This is a genomic window from Streptomyces sp. NPDC001744 (assembly GCF_042892575.1).
GTDB lineage: Bacteria > Actinomycetota > Actinomycetes > Streptomycetales > Streptomycetaceae > Streptomyces.
Genome location: NZ_JBIAUG010000015.1, coordinates 140433 through 156987, shown reverse-complemented (window position 1 = coordinate 156987; position 16555 = coordinate 140433). Strand labels below are relative to the sequence as shown.

18 protein-coding genes and 1 riboswitch are annotated in these 16555 nt (G+C 73.7%); of the genes, 5 read left to right on the top strand and 13 right to left on the bottom strand.

Annotation, left to right across the window (positions count from 1 at the left end; genetic code table 11):
* The first annotated feature begins 17 nt into the window (after positions 1-17).
* Together ACFYZY_RS19485 and ACFYZY_RS19480 are read left to right on the top strand one after the other, a co-directional pair.
* Positions 18-1673 carry a PHA/PHB synthase family protein gene (locus ACFYZY_RS19485; protein WP_388695500.1) on the top strand — a complete coding sequence of 552 codons (1656 nt, stop codon included), beginning with the start codon at positions 18-20 and terminating at the stop codon, positions 1671-1673.
* 254 nt (positions 1674-1927) lie between these two features.
* A complete protein-coding gene (locus tag ACFYZY_RS19480) occupies positions 1928-2245 on the top strand; it encodes a hypothetical protein (protein WP_388695573.1) in 318 nt (105 codons plus the stop codon).
* A gap of 69 nt (positions 2246-2314) precedes the next feature.
* Here the strand turns inward: ACFYZY_RS19480 and ACFYZY_RS19475 are convergent, their stop codons facing one another.
* From ACFYZY_RS19475 to ACFYZY_RS19455, 5 genes are all read right to left on the bottom strand, one after another.
* The gene (locus ACFYZY_RS19475; RefSeq protein ID WP_388695497.1) at positions 2315-2581 is read right to left on the bottom strand and encodes a hypothetical protein; all 267 of its coding nucleotides are present in this window, start codon (positions 2579-2581) and stop codon (positions 2315-2317) included.
* 359 nt (positions 2582-2940) lie between these two features.
* Positions 2941-3384: a hypothetical protein gene (locus ACFYZY_RS19470; protein WP_388695495.1), complete on the bottom strand. Its 444-nt coding sequence runs from the start codon at positions 3382-3384 to the stop codon at positions 2941-2943.
* Between the two features lie 364 nt (positions 3385-3748).
* Entirely contained in the window at positions 3749-4834 is a 1086-nt protein-coding gene (locus tag ACFYZY_RS19465) for a hypothetical protein (RefSeq protein WP_388695493.1), read from the bottom strand.
* Positions 4835-5115: 281 nt separating this feature from the next.
* The gene (locus ACFYZY_RS19460; RefSeq protein WP_388695491.1) at positions 5116-5952 is read right to left on the bottom strand and encodes a ketose-bisphosphate aldolase; all 837 of its coding nucleotides are present in this window, start codon (positions 5950-5952) and stop codon (positions 5116-5118) included.
* Between the two features lie 42 nt (positions 5953-5994).
* Entirely contained in the window at positions 5995-6918 is a 924-nt protein-coding gene (locus tag ACFYZY_RS19455) for an SIS domain-containing protein (RefSeq protein ID WP_388695489.1), read from the bottom strand.
* A 148-nt stretch (positions 6919-7066) separates the two neighbouring features.
* Between ACFYZY_RS19455 and ACFYZY_RS19450 the strand changes: the two genes are divergently transcribed.
* Positions 7067-7864, top strand: a complete 798-nt coding sequence (locus ACFYZY_RS19450) for a DeoR/GlpR family DNA-binding transcription regulator (protein WP_388695487.1) — start codon at positions 7067-7069, stop codon at positions 7862-7864.
* Positions 7865-8017: 153 nt separating this feature from the next.
* Here ACFYZY_RS19450 and ACFYZY_RS19445 read toward each other — a convergent pair whose 3' ends face one another.
* Positions 8018-8647 carry a hypothetical protein gene (locus ACFYZY_RS19445; protein ID WP_388695485.1) on the bottom strand — a complete coding sequence of 210 codons (630 nt, stop codon included), beginning with the start codon at positions 8645-8647 and terminating at the stop codon, positions 8018-8020.
* 373 nt (positions 8648-9020) lie between these two features.
* A riboswitch (cyclic di-AMP (ydaO/yuaA leader) is annotated at positions 9021-9205 on the top strand.
* A 4-nt stretch (positions 9206-9209) separates the two neighbouring features.
* Here ACFYZY_RS19445 and ACFYZY_RS19440 point away from each other — a divergent pair.
* On the top strand, positions 9210-10130 hold the full coding sequence (locus tag ACFYZY_RS19440; protein ID WP_388695482.1) for a transglycosylase SLT domain-containing protein: 921 nt from the start codon (positions 9210-9212) through the stop codon (positions 10128-10130).
* Here ACFYZY_RS19440 and ACFYZY_RS19435 read toward each other — a convergent pair.
* Positions 10114-11445, bottom strand: coding sequence for a phosphoribosyltransferase family protein (locus ACFYZY_RS19435; protein ID WP_388695479.1), 1332 nt, complete (start codon positions 11443-11445; stop codon positions 10114-10116). The two genes, ACFYZY_RS19440 and ACFYZY_RS19435, sit on opposite strands and share 17 nt — an antisense overlap.
* 251 nt (positions 11446-11696) lie before the next feature.
* Positions 11697-12461 (bottom strand): alpha/beta fold hydrolase, encoded by a 765-nt coding sequence (locus ACFYZY_RS19430; RefSeq protein ID WP_388695476.1) that lies wholly within the window; start codon positions 12459-12461, stop codon positions 11697-11699.
* 470 nt (positions 12462-12931) lie between these two features.
* Here ACFYZY_RS19430 and ACFYZY_RS19425 point away from each other — a divergent pair, with 470 nt between their 5' ends.
* Positions 12932-13192, top strand: a complete 261-nt coding sequence (locus ACFYZY_RS19425) for a type B 50S ribosomal protein L31 (RefSeq protein ID WP_388695475.1) — start codon at positions 12932-12934, stop codon at positions 13190-13192.
* Between the two features lie 117 nt (positions 13193-13309).
* Here the strand turns inward: ACFYZY_RS19425 and ACFYZY_RS19420 are convergent, their stop codons facing one another.
* The 5 genes from ACFYZY_RS19420 to ACFYZY_RS19400 form a co-directional block, all read right to left on the bottom strand.
* Positions 13310-13807: a peptidylprolyl isomerase gene (locus ACFYZY_RS19420; RefSeq protein WP_388695472.1), complete on the bottom strand. Its 498-nt coding sequence runs from the start codon at positions 13805-13807 to the stop codon at positions 13310-13312.
* Positions 13808-13943: 136 nt separating this feature from the next.
* Positions 13944-14162 carry a hypothetical protein gene (locus ACFYZY_RS19415; protein ID WP_388695470.1) on the bottom strand — a complete coding sequence of 73 codons (219 nt, stop codon included), beginning with the start codon at positions 14160-14162 and terminating at the stop codon, positions 13944-13946.
* A gap of 31 nt (positions 14163-14193) precedes the next feature.
* Positions 14194-14835 (bottom strand): DUF6629 family protein, encoded by a 642-nt coding sequence (locus tag ACFYZY_RS19410; protein WP_388695468.1) that lies wholly within the window; start codon positions 14833-14835, stop codon positions 14194-14196.
* Between the two features lie 116 nt (positions 14836-14951).
* Positions 14952-15455: an NUDIX domain-containing protein gene (locus ACFYZY_RS19405; RefSeq protein ID WP_388695466.1), complete on the bottom strand. Its 504-nt coding sequence runs from the start codon at positions 15453-15455 to the stop codon at positions 14952-14954.
* A gap of 134 nt (positions 15456-15589) precedes the next feature.
* Positions 15590-16459, bottom strand: a complete 870-nt coding sequence (locus ACFYZY_RS19400; RefSeq protein ID WP_388695463.1) for a YhjD/YihY/BrkB family envelope integrity protein — start codon at positions 16457-16459, stop codon at positions 15590-15592.
* Positions 16460-16555: the final 96 nt, after the last annotated feature.

Below are 16555 nucleotides of genomic sequence, written 5' to 3'. Positions count from 1 at the left end.
GAGCCAAGGAGCCACCGATGCAACCACCCGACCCTGCCCCCGGACGTCCGCCCGCCGGCACGCCGGCCGACGCCCCCTGGGCACACATCGCCGCAACGCGCGCGCGAGACGTGCTCGCCTCCATGCTGGCGGTACCGCCCGTCGCCCGACCCTCGCCGGGCGCCCCACCGTTTCATGACCGGGCGTGGACGGAGCAGGCGCCGTGGGTACTACTGCGCCGACTGCACAGCGAGGCAGAGCGCACCCTGAAGTCGCTGGGCGACTCGGCCCTGCTGCCCGCCCACCGCAGACCGCTGGCGCAATTCCTCGCCCAGGCAGTCACCGACGCCACCGCCCCGACCAACTTCCTCCTCACCAACCCCGCGGCGATCCGCGCGGCCTGGCACACACGGGGTGCCAGCCTGACGCGCGGCATGCGCCACTTCGCCGAGGACGTACGTACACGGCAGGGCCGGCCCGCCCGGATGCCGCCCGGCTCGTTCCGGATCGGCTCGGACCTGGCGGCGAGCCCCGGCCGCGTCGTCCATCGCAACGAACTGCTCGAACTCCTCCAGTACAGCCCGTGCACCCCACGGGTGCACGAGGTGCCTCTACTACTCATCCCGCCATGGGTGAACAAGTACTACATCTACGATCTCGCACCGCGCCGGAGCCTGGTGGAGTGGGCGGTGCGACAGGGCTTCACGGTGTTCTGCATCAGTACCCGCGACCACAGCTCCAGCACCCTCGACGTGGACCTGGAGCAGTTCTTCACCGACGGGATCCTCCCCGCCCTCGACGTCGTCCTGCGCACCTGCGCGGAACAACGGGTCGGGCTGGTCGGGGCCTGCTCCGGCGGGCTGTTCGCCACCGCCCTCGCCGACTGGCTCACACAGACCGGAACAGCGGAAACGGCCTCCCTGACACTGCTGGCGACCGCGCTCACGCTGCCGGAACCGTTCGACGGGTCCCACACGCTCCACGACGCAGAGGTACGGGCCCTTTCCTGGCTGCTGGCGCGCAACCGCCGCTGCGTCGACGGCCGCAAACTCTCACTCGCCTTCGACCTGATACGCAGCCAGGCACAGCTGTGGGAACCGCTGATCGCAGGCTGGCTGCGCGGCGAACGCCCCCGCGCCTTCGACCTCACCGCCTGGAACGACGACAACCTGGACGTCCCCCGCAAGCTCTTCCTCGACTACTTCCGCGTACTGGCCCGCAGATCCGACGACCACGGGTGGTTGCGGATCGCCGGCCGGGACCTCCACCCGGGCCAGGTCACCGCCGACACCTTCGCCCTGGCCGCGCAGATCGACCACATCGTGCCCTGGGAAACCGCCTACAGCAGCACCCTGCTCCTCGGCGGCGAGAACACCTTCCGGCTCGTCCCCTCAGGCCACATGGGCACCGTGGTCAGCCCGCCGCGGCCGGGCACCCGGCACCTGACCGCGACCGGGATGCCCGCCACCGCCGCACAGTGGCGGGAGGCTGCCATCCCGGTCGCGGGATCGTGGTGGCACGGGTGGACCGACTGGCTCACCGAACGCTCGGGCAGACAGGTACCGGCCCGGCTACCGCAGGCACAGCCAGGACTCGTCCACGACCGCGCCCCCGGACTGTACGCACTCCACGGCTGGCCCGACCGGTTGATCCAACCCCCGGACGACGAAGCCCCGCGGCGGGACGGAAAGTGAACCGCCGCACTCGGGCGCCGACGAACCGGGCCGGCGCGTCCGCTCCGGCGGCGACACGGCGCGCTCCGGCATCCAGGAGCCTGCCGACACGAGTCGAGCGGGGCGGCGCCACTGAATTCGGCACGGCTTCGCCGGAGGTGCCGGGCCGGCACGACACGCTCGCGCAGATCGCCGCCGGCTTCGGCATATCCGCCGGCACCGCCCACGCCTACGCGTGGATCGAGATCCTGTCCCGCGGATCATGACGTCGTAGGCTGCGGCGCACGCACAACACGCTGACCGAGCACGCCCGGTGTCTTTACGGAAATGAGTACCGTCCGACACCGGCGTGCGGTCAGGAGCACCGCGAGCACTACTTCGTCGAGGAGTTGACGTTCGCCGACGCGGACGCGATCCTCTCGATGCTTCGGGAGCTGTGCCCGAACCCGGTCGACGGTCGGCTCCCGGTGTGGATCCGCAACCTCGTCCATCGCCTCGTGCTCCTGCAGAGGCCGGACGAGCCAGCTCTTCTGCGGGAGGCCGCGCGGAACCTGTGGCTGCACGGCCCGGACTGGGACGACATGGCGGCGTAACTTGTGCGGCAGGCCGAAGAACTGAAAGCTCGCTGACGGAATCCGGTCGTGTCGTCATCGGCGGACGGCTCATTGGATCAGGTCGGTGTGTGGATGCCGGGGAGAGGCCGGGCAGACGTAGATCTGCATGTTGTCGGTACTGCCCACTTCCACCCTGGTCGGCTGTGAGACGTCCTGGTGCGCGCAGTCAGAGCCGGCGGCGGCCTGGTCTTCCTGGGGCACCCAGCTGAGGCTTTCGTCGCCGTTCGACTCGAAGGAGGCGATCGTCAGCAGCGGGATCATCCGCGCCTCGCACACCGTGCAGTACCGGGGGGGGTGGGGTCGGTGCGGCCCCACGGGGGCCATCCGCCGACCTTCCAGCCGGGCGCCCGGCCCAGACGATTCATGTAGAACTCGTGCGGATCCTCCGCGTGGGAACCGTCCACGTCGGCACCAGCCGCCTGCCACCTGCTCCGGTCCCCCAGCACCGACTGCAGTTCCGGGCTCAGGTCCAGGAGGTTGGGGTAGTCGGTGATCGCTTCCGGTGCCAGCACGCACGGCTCCGGTACGTAGCCCGGATAGTCCGCCTCGTACGGTTCCGGTGGTGCGGTGAGGACGTCGCCGACCTCCGCGGCCGACCGCCAGAACAGAGCGGTCGCGGGCTTGTAGTGTGGATCGTGCTCGTACGGGCACCAGAGAACCTGAAGCAGATCGGCCTACCCGGGCGGCTGCAACAGGGGTACGTCGCGCAGGAACAACTGGGCCACGGGCAGCATCGGGACCGGGCATTCCGCCGGGCCGGGAGGGCCGGCTTCGAGCCGTTCGGCGAGCCACGCGGCATTGCGCTCCTCGAGCGCCTTCTCTTCGGAGGTGAGCGTGGGAGTCCGGCCCTCGGGGCACCACCGGGACAAACGTCTGCGGAGCCGCACTTCGGTCGGTGACCGGCGGAATCCGGTGTCCACGTGCAGGTGCGCGCCTTCGCAGTGCAACCACGTTTCTTCGGCCGGCCACAGCAACGGCCCGCCGACCGAGCTGTCTCCGACCGACGGCGCCCCCGGACGCGGATGCAGCCGCATCGCGGGGCGTGCCAGCGGAGCCAGCTCGGGGAAGACCGCCGTCACCTCGACAGGCCGCGGCGGAGTGGTTCGTACGAGACTCATGTCGGTGATCCTGCCACCAGCTACTGACAGCCCCCTGCCACCTCCACCCGCGGCCACGCTCGACCGAGGTGACTGCGATCGGATGGTGCCGAAGTCCCTGCGCAGTGACGGTCGTCGCTGCGAGGCACGGGACGACTGGCGGCCGCATCCCGGCCCACGGAATCCGACTGCGGCTGCTGTTGTCCCGTTCGTGGGTGTCGACGGTCGGCAGCGGTTCCCTCGGTGTCCCGCGGGCCGGGCGGTCCCGGGGAGCGGGGTCGGTGCATCCACCGAGTCGGTTCGTCCCGCTCCCGGGATGAGGGCCGGAGGTTCCTGCCCCGTTGCCGCCCGCCCGCGCCCCGGCCGTTCCGGGTCCGGTGGCGCGTCAGCACCAGCGCGTGCGGGGGCAGTTCCATCCCCCGCCGCCGCTGCCTCCGCCGCCCGACGGGCCGCTCGACGAGCCGCCCGACCCGCCCGGCAGGCCGTGCGGGAAGGCGCTGTTGCGGTGCCGGTCGCGGGGGAAGGGGTCGTGGTAGTCGGGGTCGCCGTCGTCGTCCCGGTCCGGCAGGCTCGGCCGGTCGCCGTCCGTCCGGCCGGGTTCGGGGCAGCCGTTGTCCGGGTGGGTCAGTTCGAGCGTCACCCCCGCGTCGGCGGTGACGTTCCCGCCCTTCGCCGGGTCGCTCGCGCACACCCGCCAGTCGTCGTACTCCCCCGTGTCGGGGAGCTGGTCGTTGACGTACGCCGCGGACGCCCTGACGCGGTCGGCCGGGACGGTCCCGAGGGCGGCGACCTCCTTGTGCGCCGTCCTCCACGTCTTCCACACCAGGTCCGGCATGGTCGGCCAGGGGATCGCGCCGCCGTCCTCCCGGGGGCAGGGGGCTCCCTTCTTCACCGCGCCGAAGTCGATCACCTTCGTGCCGGACGAGATCCAGCCGGTGCGCTGGAAACAGACGGTCCAGTTGAGCCGCATCATGATGCTCTTGTCCTCGTCCGACGCGTCGTGTTCGTCCACGCCGAACCCGGCGGCCTCCGCGGCCTCGCGCGCGTCGTCCAGGGACATGCCCCGGTAGTCCTTCGCCGTGGGGCGGGGCCTGGGGGTCGGCGACGGCGAGGGCGAGGGCGGCGTCGTCCGGACCGGGACGCGCACCGCGTCCGCGCCCACCGCGGTCTTCCCGTCCGCCCGCGCCGCGGTGGGCGGCGTTCCGTCCTCGGGCCGGTCCGGGGCGACCGAGCCGAGCAGCGCGAGCGCCACCACGGTGGCGGCCACCTTCACGCCCCTGCTCCAGGAACGGTCCTTCCAGACCAGGACGATCGCGACGACCATCATCACGCATCCCAGGTACGGGCTGATCAGCCCCAGTACGGGGACGGCGAGGAAGAAGCCGACGCGGGCGCGGACGGTCAGCCACCAACGGGGGCCGGGGGCCGCCGGGTCCGGCGACGGAGGGGAGGGAACGGGCGGGCGGCTCATGGGCGGTGTCTTTTCCGGGACTGGGGTGTGACGGCCCGTGAGGTTCCCCGGGACATCTGTCGAGCGACCGCATCGTACTGAACCCGTGAAGGACGTCCTCCCACGGGCCCGGCGCCCGCCGCCCGCCCGTTCGCGCGGGCCACGCCGGGTGCGGGCCCCGGGACGCGGGCGAGCCGGCCCCGGCCCCGCGCGGGGCATCCGGACCGCCGCCGTGACGGAGGCGGTCCGGGTGCGGTCGCCGGTGTCCCCGCCCGGGACGACGGGGCCGGGCGGGGCAGGCGTCAGACCGGGGACAGGACCGTCAGGAGGCGGGCGACCTCCCCGGCCACGGCCGCGCGGGCCGGGGCCAGGTAGTGACGGGGGTCGACCGTGTCGGGGTGGTCCGCGAGATGGGCGCGGACGGCCCCGGTGAACGCCTTGTTGAGGTGCGTGGAGACGTTCACCTTGGTCATGCCGGCCTGGACGGCGGCGGTGAGGTCCGCGTCCGAGACGCCCGAGGAGCCGTGCAGGACCAGCGGGACGTCGACCGTGGCGCGCAGGCGGGCGATGAGGTCGAAGTCGAGGACCGCGTCCCGCGTCAGCATCCGGTGGGAGCTGCCGACGGCGACCGCGAGGGCGTCGGCCCCGGTGGCGGCGACGAAGGCGCGGGCCTCCTCCGGGTCCGTGCGCACGCCCGGGGCGTGGGCGCCGCCCTTGCCGCCGACCTCGCCGAGCTCGGCCTCGACCCGGACGCCGTGGCGGTGGCACTCCTCCACGACCTCGCGGGTCGCGGCGACGTTCTCGTCGTAGGGGAGCTTCGAGGCGTCGAACATGACGGAACTCAGGCCGAGTCCGATCGCCTCGCGGACGAGGTCGGGGTTCTCGGCGTGGTCGAGGTGGACGGCGACCGGGACCTTGGCGGCGCGGGCGACGGCCAGGGAGGCGAGGGCCACCGGTTCCAGGGCGCCGTGGTAGCGGACGGTGTTCTCGCTGATCTGGAGGACGACCGGCCGGTCGGCGCTCTCCGCGCCGGCGACGATGGCCTGGGCGTGTTCGAGCTGGAGGACGTTGAACGCCCCCACTCCGGTGCCCGCCGCGCGGGCGCGGCGGGTGATCTCGTCGGTGGGCGTCAGCGGCATGGTTCCTCTTCTCCCGGGCTGTGGTCGGCGGTGGGGCGGGGCTCAGGCATGGACGCCGGAGAGGACCACGGAGCGGGTCAGGTTGCGGGGGGTGTCCGGGTTCAGGCCCCGTGCCTCGGCGACGGCGACGGCGAGCCGCTGGGCCCGGACGAGGTCCGCGAGCGGGTCGAGGTCGCTCTCGGAGAGGACGCCGCCGACCTTCCGCACGTCGTCCGCGAGCCCGGCGGGAAGGGTGCCGAAGCCCCAGGCGACCCGGCCGGGGCCGGTGATGCTGATCGGGCCGTGGCGGTACTCCATCGCCGGGTACGCCTCCGTCCACGCGCCCGCCGCCTCCCGCATCTTCAGGCCGGCCTCCAGGGCGAGTCCGTAGGTCCAGCCGGAACCGAGGAAGGTGAACTGCTCGGCCGTGCGGACGTTCTCGTCCAGCGGGGAGGCGAGCGCCCGTTCGGCGTCGCGGGCGGCCTCCTCGACGGTGGCCACCCCCTCGGGGAGGGCGTCCTCGGCCTCCAGGTGGGCGCGGAAGAGGGCGAGCGCGGTGGTGGCGAACCGGGTCTGGACGACCGACTCCTCGTCCGCGAAGTCCAGGACGGCGACCTCGTCGGCGAGGTCCATCACCGGGGTGGCGGGGTCCGCCGTGATCGCGCCCGTGGGCACGGTGCCGCGCAGCCGGGAGAGGACGGCGAGCACCTCGCTGGTGGTGCCGGACCGGGTGATCGCCACGACCCGGTCGTAGCGACGGCCGTGGGGGAACTCGGAGGCCGCGAAGGCGTCGGTCTCGCCGTGGCCGCCGGCCTCGCGCAGTTCGGCGTAGGCCAGGGCCATGAACCAGGAAGTGCCGCAGCCGATCACCGCGACCCGTTCGCCCCGCCGGGGAAGGGCGGCGGTGTGCTGGGGCAGGGTGCGGGCCGCCTGTCGCCAGGTCGCCGGCTGGGAGTCGATCTCCAGGGCGGTGCGGGTGGTGCTCATGCCGGTCTCCTTGCAGAAGTGCTGCGAGTTTTTGAAAGAAGATGCGCGAAGCTCTCGTCATTCAAGCAGAAGCGAGCACATTTCTTCCAGAACTTTCACGCCCCGGCGGCTAGAATCGGACGCTCGCACGACCGGGAGGGAGGGACCCATGTCCAAGCACGAGCGGTGGAACGCGCTCCTCGAACTACTGGCGGCCTCGGGGAAGGTCGAGGTGGAGGAGGCCGCGGCCGCCCTCGACGTCTCGGCGGCCACGATCCGCCGGGACCTCGACGAGCTGGCCGGGCAGCGACTCCTGGCACGGACACGGGGCGGCGCGGTCGCGCACGGCGTGTCGTACGAACTTCCCCTGCGGTACAAGTCGGCGCGCCGCGCACCGGAGAAGAAGCGGATCGCGGAGGCGGCGGCCGGCCTGGTCGCCCCCGGCGAGGTGGTCGGACTCAACGGCGGCACGACGACGACGGAGGTGGCGCGGGCGCTGGCACTGCGATTCGCGAGCGGACGCGACGAGGCCCCGGGATCCGCCGGACCGGCCCTGACCGTGGTCACCAACGCGCTCAACATCGCGGGCGAGCTGGCGGTGCGCCCCCAGATCAAGATCGTCGCCACGGGCGGTGTCGCACGCCCGCAGACCTACGAGCTGGTCGGCCCGCTGGCGGCCGGGGTGCTCGACGAGGTCGTGCTCGACGTGGTGGTCCTCGGCGTCGACGGGATCGGTGCCGAACTGGGCGCGATGGCGCACCACGAGGACGAGGCGAGCATCAGCAGGCTCTTCGTGGAGCGGGCCAGCCGGGTCGTCGTGGTCACCGACTCCTCGAAGCTGGGGCGCCGGGCGTTCGCGCGGATCTGCGGTCTGGAGCGGATCGACGTGCTGGTGACGGACACCGACATCGCCCCGGAGGCGGTCTCCCGGCTCGCCGAGGCCGGGGTGAAGGTCCTCACCGCCTGATCCCGCCGCACCCGCCGGCGCGCGGCGGGGCCGGCACCCGACCCGGAACCCCCGGGCTCCGGGGCCCGGCCCGGCCGCCGCCGCACGTCCGCACGTCCGCACCTCCAGGGGGCCCCTCCCCCGCCCCGCCGCTCCGGCGTCCGGACGGCAGCGTCAGCGGCCGGCGTGCGCGGCCCGCCGGATCGTGGCGTCGAGGAGGGCCACGGCGTCGGCGGCCGTACGGCCGGGGGCGCGGTTCCACGGGCCGATGAGGTCCCGCCATCCCCGCGACCGGAGTTCGGTCATGATCCAGGCGGCGGCCTCGTTCATGGTGTCCGCACCGCCGTAGCCGAGGCGGTGGGCGGCGAGGAGGGCCCCGCAGACGCACCGGGCCCCGCGCCTGTTCCGCAGTTTGTACGGGGCGTTCTGCCAGCCCCACTCCGTCAGGACGAGGCGCGCGTAGCCGAGGTGGACCGAGGGGCGCAGCTCGGCCTGGCCGATGCGGCGCCAGGCGTGCAGGCGGTCCGGCAGCACGGCCCCGAGCCGTCCGGGGAGACGGCGCTCGGCGGGGAGGGGTGCGGGCAGCGCGTCGAGCGCGTCGGCCACGAGCCGGTCCACCGGCACGCTGAGCAGGTCCCGCCAGCTCCGCTCCCGCGACGGAGCGGGCGCGGGCGGTTCCCCCGTCGTCCAGTCGGTGACGATCCGCTGCCAGACGGCGGTCTCGTAGAGGGCGGCCGCCTCGTGGTCGAGGGCGTCGGGGCAGGTCAGGGAGGCAGGGCCGAGCGGGGGGGCGGAGGGGGGCATCGGGGCGGCTCCTGGGTCGGGCCTTCCATCCTCCAGGAGAAATGTCCGCTTTGCCAGTTATGGTGGCACGTGTCATGGAATGCAGATAAAGCAGTAATTCGATGAACGAATGCCCCCTCGGGAACTTTCACCCTCTTTACGCCGAACAAGGGAAACACGGCACATATGGGACATAGCCGTTCGGGTGACGCGACTCACTCCCCGGGTCCCACGATCCGCCGCGCCCCTCCCCGGGCCCTTGCCGCACAAGGAAATTCGGCATCCCCGCCATCCGGTCGATCTTGACCGGGACGAATACGGAGATCCTTTACCGAAGAGCGTCGCATTGATCCTCTTGTTATTCGTCGCATTGCTGGCCTACGGTCACCTCCATTCGAGCGGAACGCCTAATCCTGCCGCCGCTCGGGAACCTTCCCTTTTCACCCGACGGCAGGAGCGGGGGACCCACGAATACGCCGGTCCGGAATCCGGAACGGCTCGGGGTGAAGCCGCGTGCTCGCGGCCGGACATCTCCCGTCCGAACCCGACAGCTCACCCCGCAGGCGCCGGAGAGGAATCCGTCATGCCCGCACACGGCAAGCACCGCCGCCCCCGCCGCATCCACATCTCCCGTGGTATGGCCCTGATCGGTACAGGTGGGGCCGCTCTGACCCTGCCGCTGATCGTGCCCGCCACGGCCGGCGCCACGCCCGCCGCCGGAACGCCGGGCATCGCGGCCACGGTGTTCACCGCCCCCGCCGCACCGGCCGCCGCCACCCCGGCCGCCCCGGCCGCCGCGCGCACCTACACCGTCACGAGCGGTGACTCGCTCTCCCTGATCGCCCGCAAGAAGGGAATTCAGGGGGGCTGGAAGAGCCTTTACCGCGCCAACCGGAGCGTTGTGGGTGACAATCCGTCACTCATTCACCCCGGCCTGGAACTGACGATTCATCGGAATTCCGCGAAGATCGCCCCCGGGCAGGCGGAGACCGCGAGCGGGACCGGGACGAAGGCCGCCCCGAAGGCGAAGAATTCCTCTTCGGCCGAACGGGCGAAGCCTTCCGAGCGCCGCACGGCCACCCCGGCCGTCGCCACCGGCACGGGCGCCTCCGGCGCCGCGGCCGCCCCCGCCGTCGCCCGCGCCGTCCCCGCCCAGGTTCAGGCGGCTGCTGCCACCGGCTACGCCGACAACCTCGACGGCTGGATCCGCGAGTCGCTGGACGTCATGGCCCGGCACGGCATCCCCGGCTCCTACGAGGGAATCCACCGCAACGTCATGCGGGAGTCCTCCGGAAACCCGATGGCCATCAACAACTGGGACATCAACGCCGTCAACGGCACCCCCTCGAAGGGCCTCCTCCAGGTCATCGAGCCGACCTTCCTCGCCTACCACGTGCCGGGCACGGCCATGGACCTGTACGACCCGGTCGCCAACATCACCGCCGCCTGCAACTACGCGGCCGACCGCTACGGCTCCATCGACAACGTCAACGGGGCGTACTGACCCCCCGTGCGCGGAAGTGCCCGGTGAACCAGGAGGCGGCGAGCTCCGCCACCTCCTCCAGGGCACCGGGCTCCTCGAAGAGGTGGGTGGCGCCCTCCACGACGGCCAGCCGGTTCTCGCAGCGCAGCAGGGACCGGGCCCGCCGGTTGAGGTCCAGGACCAGCGGGTCCTCGCCGCCCACCACCAGGAGGGTCGGGGCCCGCACCCGGCCCAGGTGGTCGGCGGCGAGGTCCGGCCGGCCGCCGCGCGAGACGACAGCGCCGACGGGCGACGCGGGGGCCGCCGCCGCCCGCAGCGCGGCCGCCGCTCCCGTACTCGCGCCGAAGTAGCCGATCGGGAACTCCGCGCCGAGCCGTCCGGCCAACCAGTCCGTGGCCCCGGTGAGCCGGCCGGCGAGGAGCGCGGTGTCGAAGACCCGCGCCCGGTCGGCCGACTCGTCCTCGGTGAGCAGGTCGAACAGGAGGGTTCCCAGACCGGCCCCGCCGAGCGCCTCGGCGACGGCCCCGTTCCGCGGGCTGTGGCGGCCGCTGCCGCTGCCGTGGGCGAACAGGACGACGCCGACGGTCCCTTCGGGTACGGCGAGACGACCGGCGAGAGCGGTTCCCCCGACCGGTATCCGCACCTCCGCCTCCCCCGGGGCGGGGGCGCGGACCTCCGCACCCCGGATGCCGTGCCCGTGCGCGGTCCGGCTCCGGTCCAGGCAGGCGAGCACCTCGGCGTCCGGCGTCTGCGGGAAGTCCCGGTAGAACTGGCCGACCGCCCGGAACCCCTCCGGCGCGTGGACGCAGACGGTCTCGTCGGCCTCACCGGCGAAGCGGGCCGTCCAGCCGGCCGGTGCGACCGGGACCGCGAGGACGATCCGGGCCGCGCCCCGCGCGCGGACCACCCGGCAGGCGGCCACGGCCGTGGCTCCGGTGGCCAGCCCGTCGTCGACGACCAGCACCGTCCGGCCGTCCAGGAGCACGGACGGACGGCTGCCCCGGTAGCGGCGGACCCGCTGCTCCAGTTCGGCGAGTTCGCGCTCCTCCACGGCGGCGAGGTCGCGGCCGTCCACGCCGGCCTCGCGGAGCACCCGTTCGTTGAGCACCCGTACGCCGCCCTCGCCGAGCGCGCCCATCGCCACCTCGGACCGCCGCGGCACGCCCAGCTTCCGGACGAGACAGATGTCGAGCGGCGCGTCGAGGGCGGCGGCGACCTCGGCCGCCACCGGCACGCCCCCGCGCGGGAGGCCGAGGACCACGACGTCGTCGCCCTCGAAACGGTCCAGCCGGGCGGCGAGCCGCCGTCCCGCGTCGCCGCGATCGACGAAGAACATGGGGCACCGCCCTTCCGCCCGGGCGGAACGGTCCCCACGGGGATCCGGAAGGAATCCGTTCCGCGCCGCTCGCCCGGACCGGGAAGGGACGGCGGTCCCGTCCCCTTCCGCCCTTCCAGGGTAGGACGCGCGACCCGCCGGGGCCGGGGCACCTCCTTTCGCGAGGCGGAGAGGCGGCGCCGTGACGGTGGGGGACCGGGGGTCGGCGCCCGGGGCGAGGACGCCCGGGGCGGAGACGGCGCGGGGTCCCGTCAGACGGCGAGGAAGGTCTCGATGGCCTCGGCGAGGGCCCGCGGGGCCTCCTCGGGGGCGTAGTGGCCCGCGTCCTCGATGACTTCGAGCCGCGCGTTGGGGTACCAGCGCAGCCAGGTGCCCTCCATCGCCTCCGCTCCGAGCGCGGGGTCGTGCGCGCCGACGACGAGGAGGACGGGCACCGGGTTGTCGCGGACGCGTTCGTGGAAGTCGGCGCGGGACCAGGAGTCCAGGTAGGCGCGGAAGGCCGTCGCGGAGGAACGGTCGAGGGAACGGTCCACGATCGCGCTCAGCCAGGCGTCGTCGTGCCGGCCGCCGGTGGTGTGGTCGACGATCGCGCGCCGGTTGGCCGGTTCCCCGGCCGCACCGGCGAAGAGCTCCCAGGACTCCCCGTCGAGCGGGAACCCGGCGGCGGAGACCGGGGAGACGCCGATGAGCGACCGGACGCGGCCGGGAGCGTCGAGGAGCACCAGCTGGGCGGCCTTGCCGCCCATCGAGTGCCCGATGACGGAGAAGGAGTCCCAGCCGAGGTCGTCGGCGACCGCCAGGGCGTCGGCGGCGACCTCCTCCATCGTGTAGGCGCCCTCGTGGCCGACGGCCTCGCCGTAGCCCCGGCAGTCGAGGAAGGCGTAGGTGCCGAGGGCCCCGTCCAGGTGGGCCCGGAGCGGGTCGAAGCCGGTGCGGTCGCCGAACCAGCCGTGGAGCACGAGGGCCCTCCCGGGGCCTTCGCCGTGTACGTCGTACGGAAGAACCCGGCCCGTCATCGTGCCCCCTGCTCGCGAGGTCGTGCCGTCGTACCGGACGGCGGCGTTCGATGGCCGAGTGTGACGGGACGAACGCCCCGGGTCAACATCCCGCCCGGTGCGAAGCCCCGGAGGGCGGGCGTGACCTCGCCCGGTCCGATCGGGTTGCCCACCCCCCTCCTCGCACCGGAGGACGGGTACGCGCCGGGGCGGCGGCCCGGCACGCGAGGGGCGCGGGCGGACGGCCCCTCGTGCGCGGGCACCGCCTGGGGGGTTCGGACGGCGGGCGGCACCTTCTGGAGGCGTCGCCGCTCCCCGGCGGTCCGGTCCCGCCTACGGGGCCGGGAGAACCGTTTCGGTACGACTGGGAGGGAAGGCGTCCGTCACCCGGTCGGGCCAGTGGCGCTGGTCGGCGGGCGTGCCGCCGGGGAGGCTGGGGCTGCCGTGCCGATCAGGCCGGACCAGTCAGGGCGGCAGCCCGAGGAGGACACGTGCAGCAGGACAAGCAGCCCGAGTACGGCCCCGTGGTCTTCCGCGACCGCTCGGCCGGGTACGCGTTTCTCACCCGTTCCACCGCGACCAGCGACCGGACCATCGAGTGGGACGACGGCAACACGTATCCCGTGATCGACGTCGAGATCTCCTCCGAGAGCCACCCGTTCTACACGGGCAGGGCCCGGACGGTGGACACGGAGGGCAGGATCGCCAGGTTCGAGCGGCGTTTCGGGGAGCGGGGTCCCTCCGGGGACTGAGCCCTCCGGGCGCTCCCGCCGACACGCGCGGCGGGGCGGGGACGCGTGTCCGCGTTCCCGCCCCGGCCGGATGGGCGAGCGGGGGCACGGGGCCCTCCGCTCGGCTCCGGAAGGCGATCAGACCTTCACGACGCCGGATTCGGAGACCTTGATGGTGGCGCTGGTGGCACCGGAACGGGAGCCGAGGCCCTCGATCTTCTTGACCAGGTCCTGGCCCTCGACGACCTCGCCGAAGACGACGTGCTTGCCGTCGAGCCAGTCGGTGACGATCGTGGTGATGAAGAACTGCGAGCCGTTGCTGTTCGGGCCGGCGTTGGCCATCGAGAGCAGGAACGGGCGGTCGTGCTTCAGCTGGAAGTTCTCGTCCGCGAACTTCTCGCCGTAGATGCTCTTGCCGCCGGTGCCGTTGCCCCGGGTGAAGTCGCCGCCCTGGAGCATGAACTGCGGGATGACGCGGTGGAACGGGGAGCCGGCGTAACCGAAGCCGTGCTCACCGGTGGCGAGCTCGCGGAAGTTCCGCGCCGTCTTCGGGACGACGTCGTCGAACAGCTTGAAGACGATGCGTCCCGCGGGCTCGTCGTTGATGGAGATGTCGAAGTACACGTTGTCGCTCATGGGGTCCATCCTGTCATTACTCGCGCGCCGGGCGCGCACGGGCCGCCCCTCCCGTGTCACGGCACGCCGGTGCCCCGCCGCCCGTGGGGCGCGGGGCACCGTTCGCGTCGTCGGACGCCGGGCGGACGGGGCGGGGTCAGAGCAGTCCGCCGGCCTCCGGGGCCGGGAGGGTGCCTTCGGCCCCCTGGACGGTGTCGTGGAGGACGCTCTCGACGCCCCGGTCCTCCTGGAGGAGGCCGGTGGCGCCCCCGAGCGGGCTCTCGACGGCGGCGTTCGCCTGCGGCGGGGGCGTGACGAGGGCGGTGACGACGCCCGCGGCGAGGGAGGCGATGGCGAGCATGCTGCGCTTCTTCATGGCCTGGTCAACTGTGGAGCGGCCGGGAGGGTTACGGGCGTGACCGGATCGGACGCGTGCCGGGGCCGGCCCGGCGCCGTGTCCAGGTGAGCAGCAGCAGGGAGGCCACCGCGGCGAGGGCGCACCAGGTGGAGACGAACTCGGTGGTCCAGAGGAGGGCGCAGACGGCCGCCCCGGCCCCGGTCAGGAGTCCGAGGAGCCGCAGGAGCCGGTCGCGGGCGAGGAGCAGGGCGCCGACGGTGGCGAGGAGGTACGCGGCGAGGACCGGGGGCGCGTACGGCAGGTCGACGGCGTAGCCGAGGGTGTGGCCGCGGATCTCGGCGGTGACGGGGCGGGTGGCGAGCCGGTGGGCGAGGTACCCCGAGGTCGCGAGGCCGAGGACGAGCGGCGCCAGGAGGCGCGACCGGTCGGCGGTGCGGGCCGCGGCCAGGACGCCGGCCGGTACCCAGAGGGGCAGCAGGGGCAGGGCGACGACGGCCCAGGCGAGGGTGGCGGGCCCGGCCCCGCCGCCGCCGTGCCAGACGGCGGCCTCCAGGAGCTGGTGGACGCCGAGGAGCAGGGGCAGGGCGGCGAGCGGCGCGTCCCCGGGACGGCGTACGGAGGCGAGGGAGGCCATGCCCGCGGCGCCGATCCCGAGGCCCGCCCAGAGGTCGGCCGTCGCGCTCCAGCACATGGCGCACTTCTACCGCACGCCGGGCGGCCGCGTACGGCCGCGGCCGGTGCCGCCCGGCGTGCGGTGCGGGGCGCGGCCGGGCCGCGCGGGCGGCCGGGCCGCCGTACCACCGGGGGTCAGCCCTGCTCGGGGCCGTCCTCCAGGTACACGGACGTGCCGGTCGCGCGGGCGCGGTCGACCGCCGCCAGGCGGGTGAATTCCACCGGCTCCATCTCCCGCTCCCACTCGTCGAGGGTGCGCAGGCGGTACTCGCTGTGCTCGTGCGGGTCGAGGACGACGGCGGCGATCTGCTCGTCCGTCAGCTCGCCGCCGTCGAAGACGAAGCCGATGTGGTTGGCGGGCCACTCGTCGCCCCGGTCGGTCGTGAAGTGGGTGACGAGGAGGCGGGGTTCTCCGGTGAAGGCGATCCCGGTCTCCTCGTGGCACTCGCGCACCGCCGTCTCCCAGGGGGTCTCCCCCGGGTCCATGTTGCCGCCGGGCCACTGCCACAGCCCGGCGTGGTAGGTGGAGCGCAGCTGGAAGGGGCGGCCCCGGGTGTCGGTGAAGTAGAGGCAGGCGTACGCCGTCGCTCTCGGCAGGGTCGCGACGTACTCGGCGGGCGGCAGCCAGGTGTGCGTCATGGGCGGCTCTCTCTCGGCGGAGCGGTGGGACGTCCCCATCCAAGCGGCCCGGAGGGGCCCGTCCGGCCGCTCGCGGGCGGATCACCGGATCGTGTGAGCGTGCTCCCGCGCGACCGGGCGGTGCCGGGGCCGGGTCACGCGCCGTTCGGCCGGCGGCGGCGCAGGCGGCGGCCGACGAGGTGTTCGTGGACGAGACGGCCGACGAGGGCGCTCCCGTACACGACGAAGCCGACGCCGACGAGCCAGGACTGGAGGACGAGGACGGTGCCGAACTCGCCGTACGTCACCGTGTTCGAGGCGATGAGGGGGGAGAAGACGATCTGGGAGAAGAGCCGCAGGCCGAGCAGGCCGAGCGCGGTGAGGACGGCCCCGGGGGCGAGCGCGCGCCAGCTGATGCGGCCGCAGAGGAGGAGGCGCTGGGACCACCAGAAGAAGACGAAGGTGCCGGCGAGGTCCCCGAGGGCGACGGCGGCGGTGACGGCGGCGGAGGCGTTCTCGGGGGCGGGGAAGGCGACGAAGAGGAGGAGGGCCGCGACGAGGACGGCGAGCCAGACGACGTGCCGCCACATGGTGTGCCAGCGGGCGGTGGGGAGGTCCCAGACCCGTTCGTACCCGGTCTGCACGGCGGAGCCGAAGGTGACGCCGAAGGCGGCGAGGGCGGCGAGGCCGAAGGCGGTGGTGCGCTGGAGGGCCTGTCCCGGCTGCCCGAAGAGCCGTTCGACCTCTTCCTGGGAGACCTCGGAGACGCCGAGGCCCTGGATGAGCCAGCGGGCGAAGCCCTGGCCGCTGGCGAGGTCGGCCGCCGCGACGACGATGAGGAGGGGGACGAGGGTGAGCAGGCTGAGCGCCGCGAAGCCCATGGCGCGGTGCATGAGCTCCATGGCGCGGCCCCGGTTCCACGCGACGGCGGCGGAGGAGGAGGCGACACGGGCGTGGAGCCGCGGGAACCAGTGGCCGTGTTCGGTGGGGGCACCGTCGTGCGGCGGACCGGGTGTGGGGGGCATGCCACGTGAGGTACCCGGCCGGGCGGCACGGCATCGCGGGATGCGGCCGAACGGGTGGGCGGGGGTGACGGGCGCCCGGGGGGGCGGGGGCGGTCC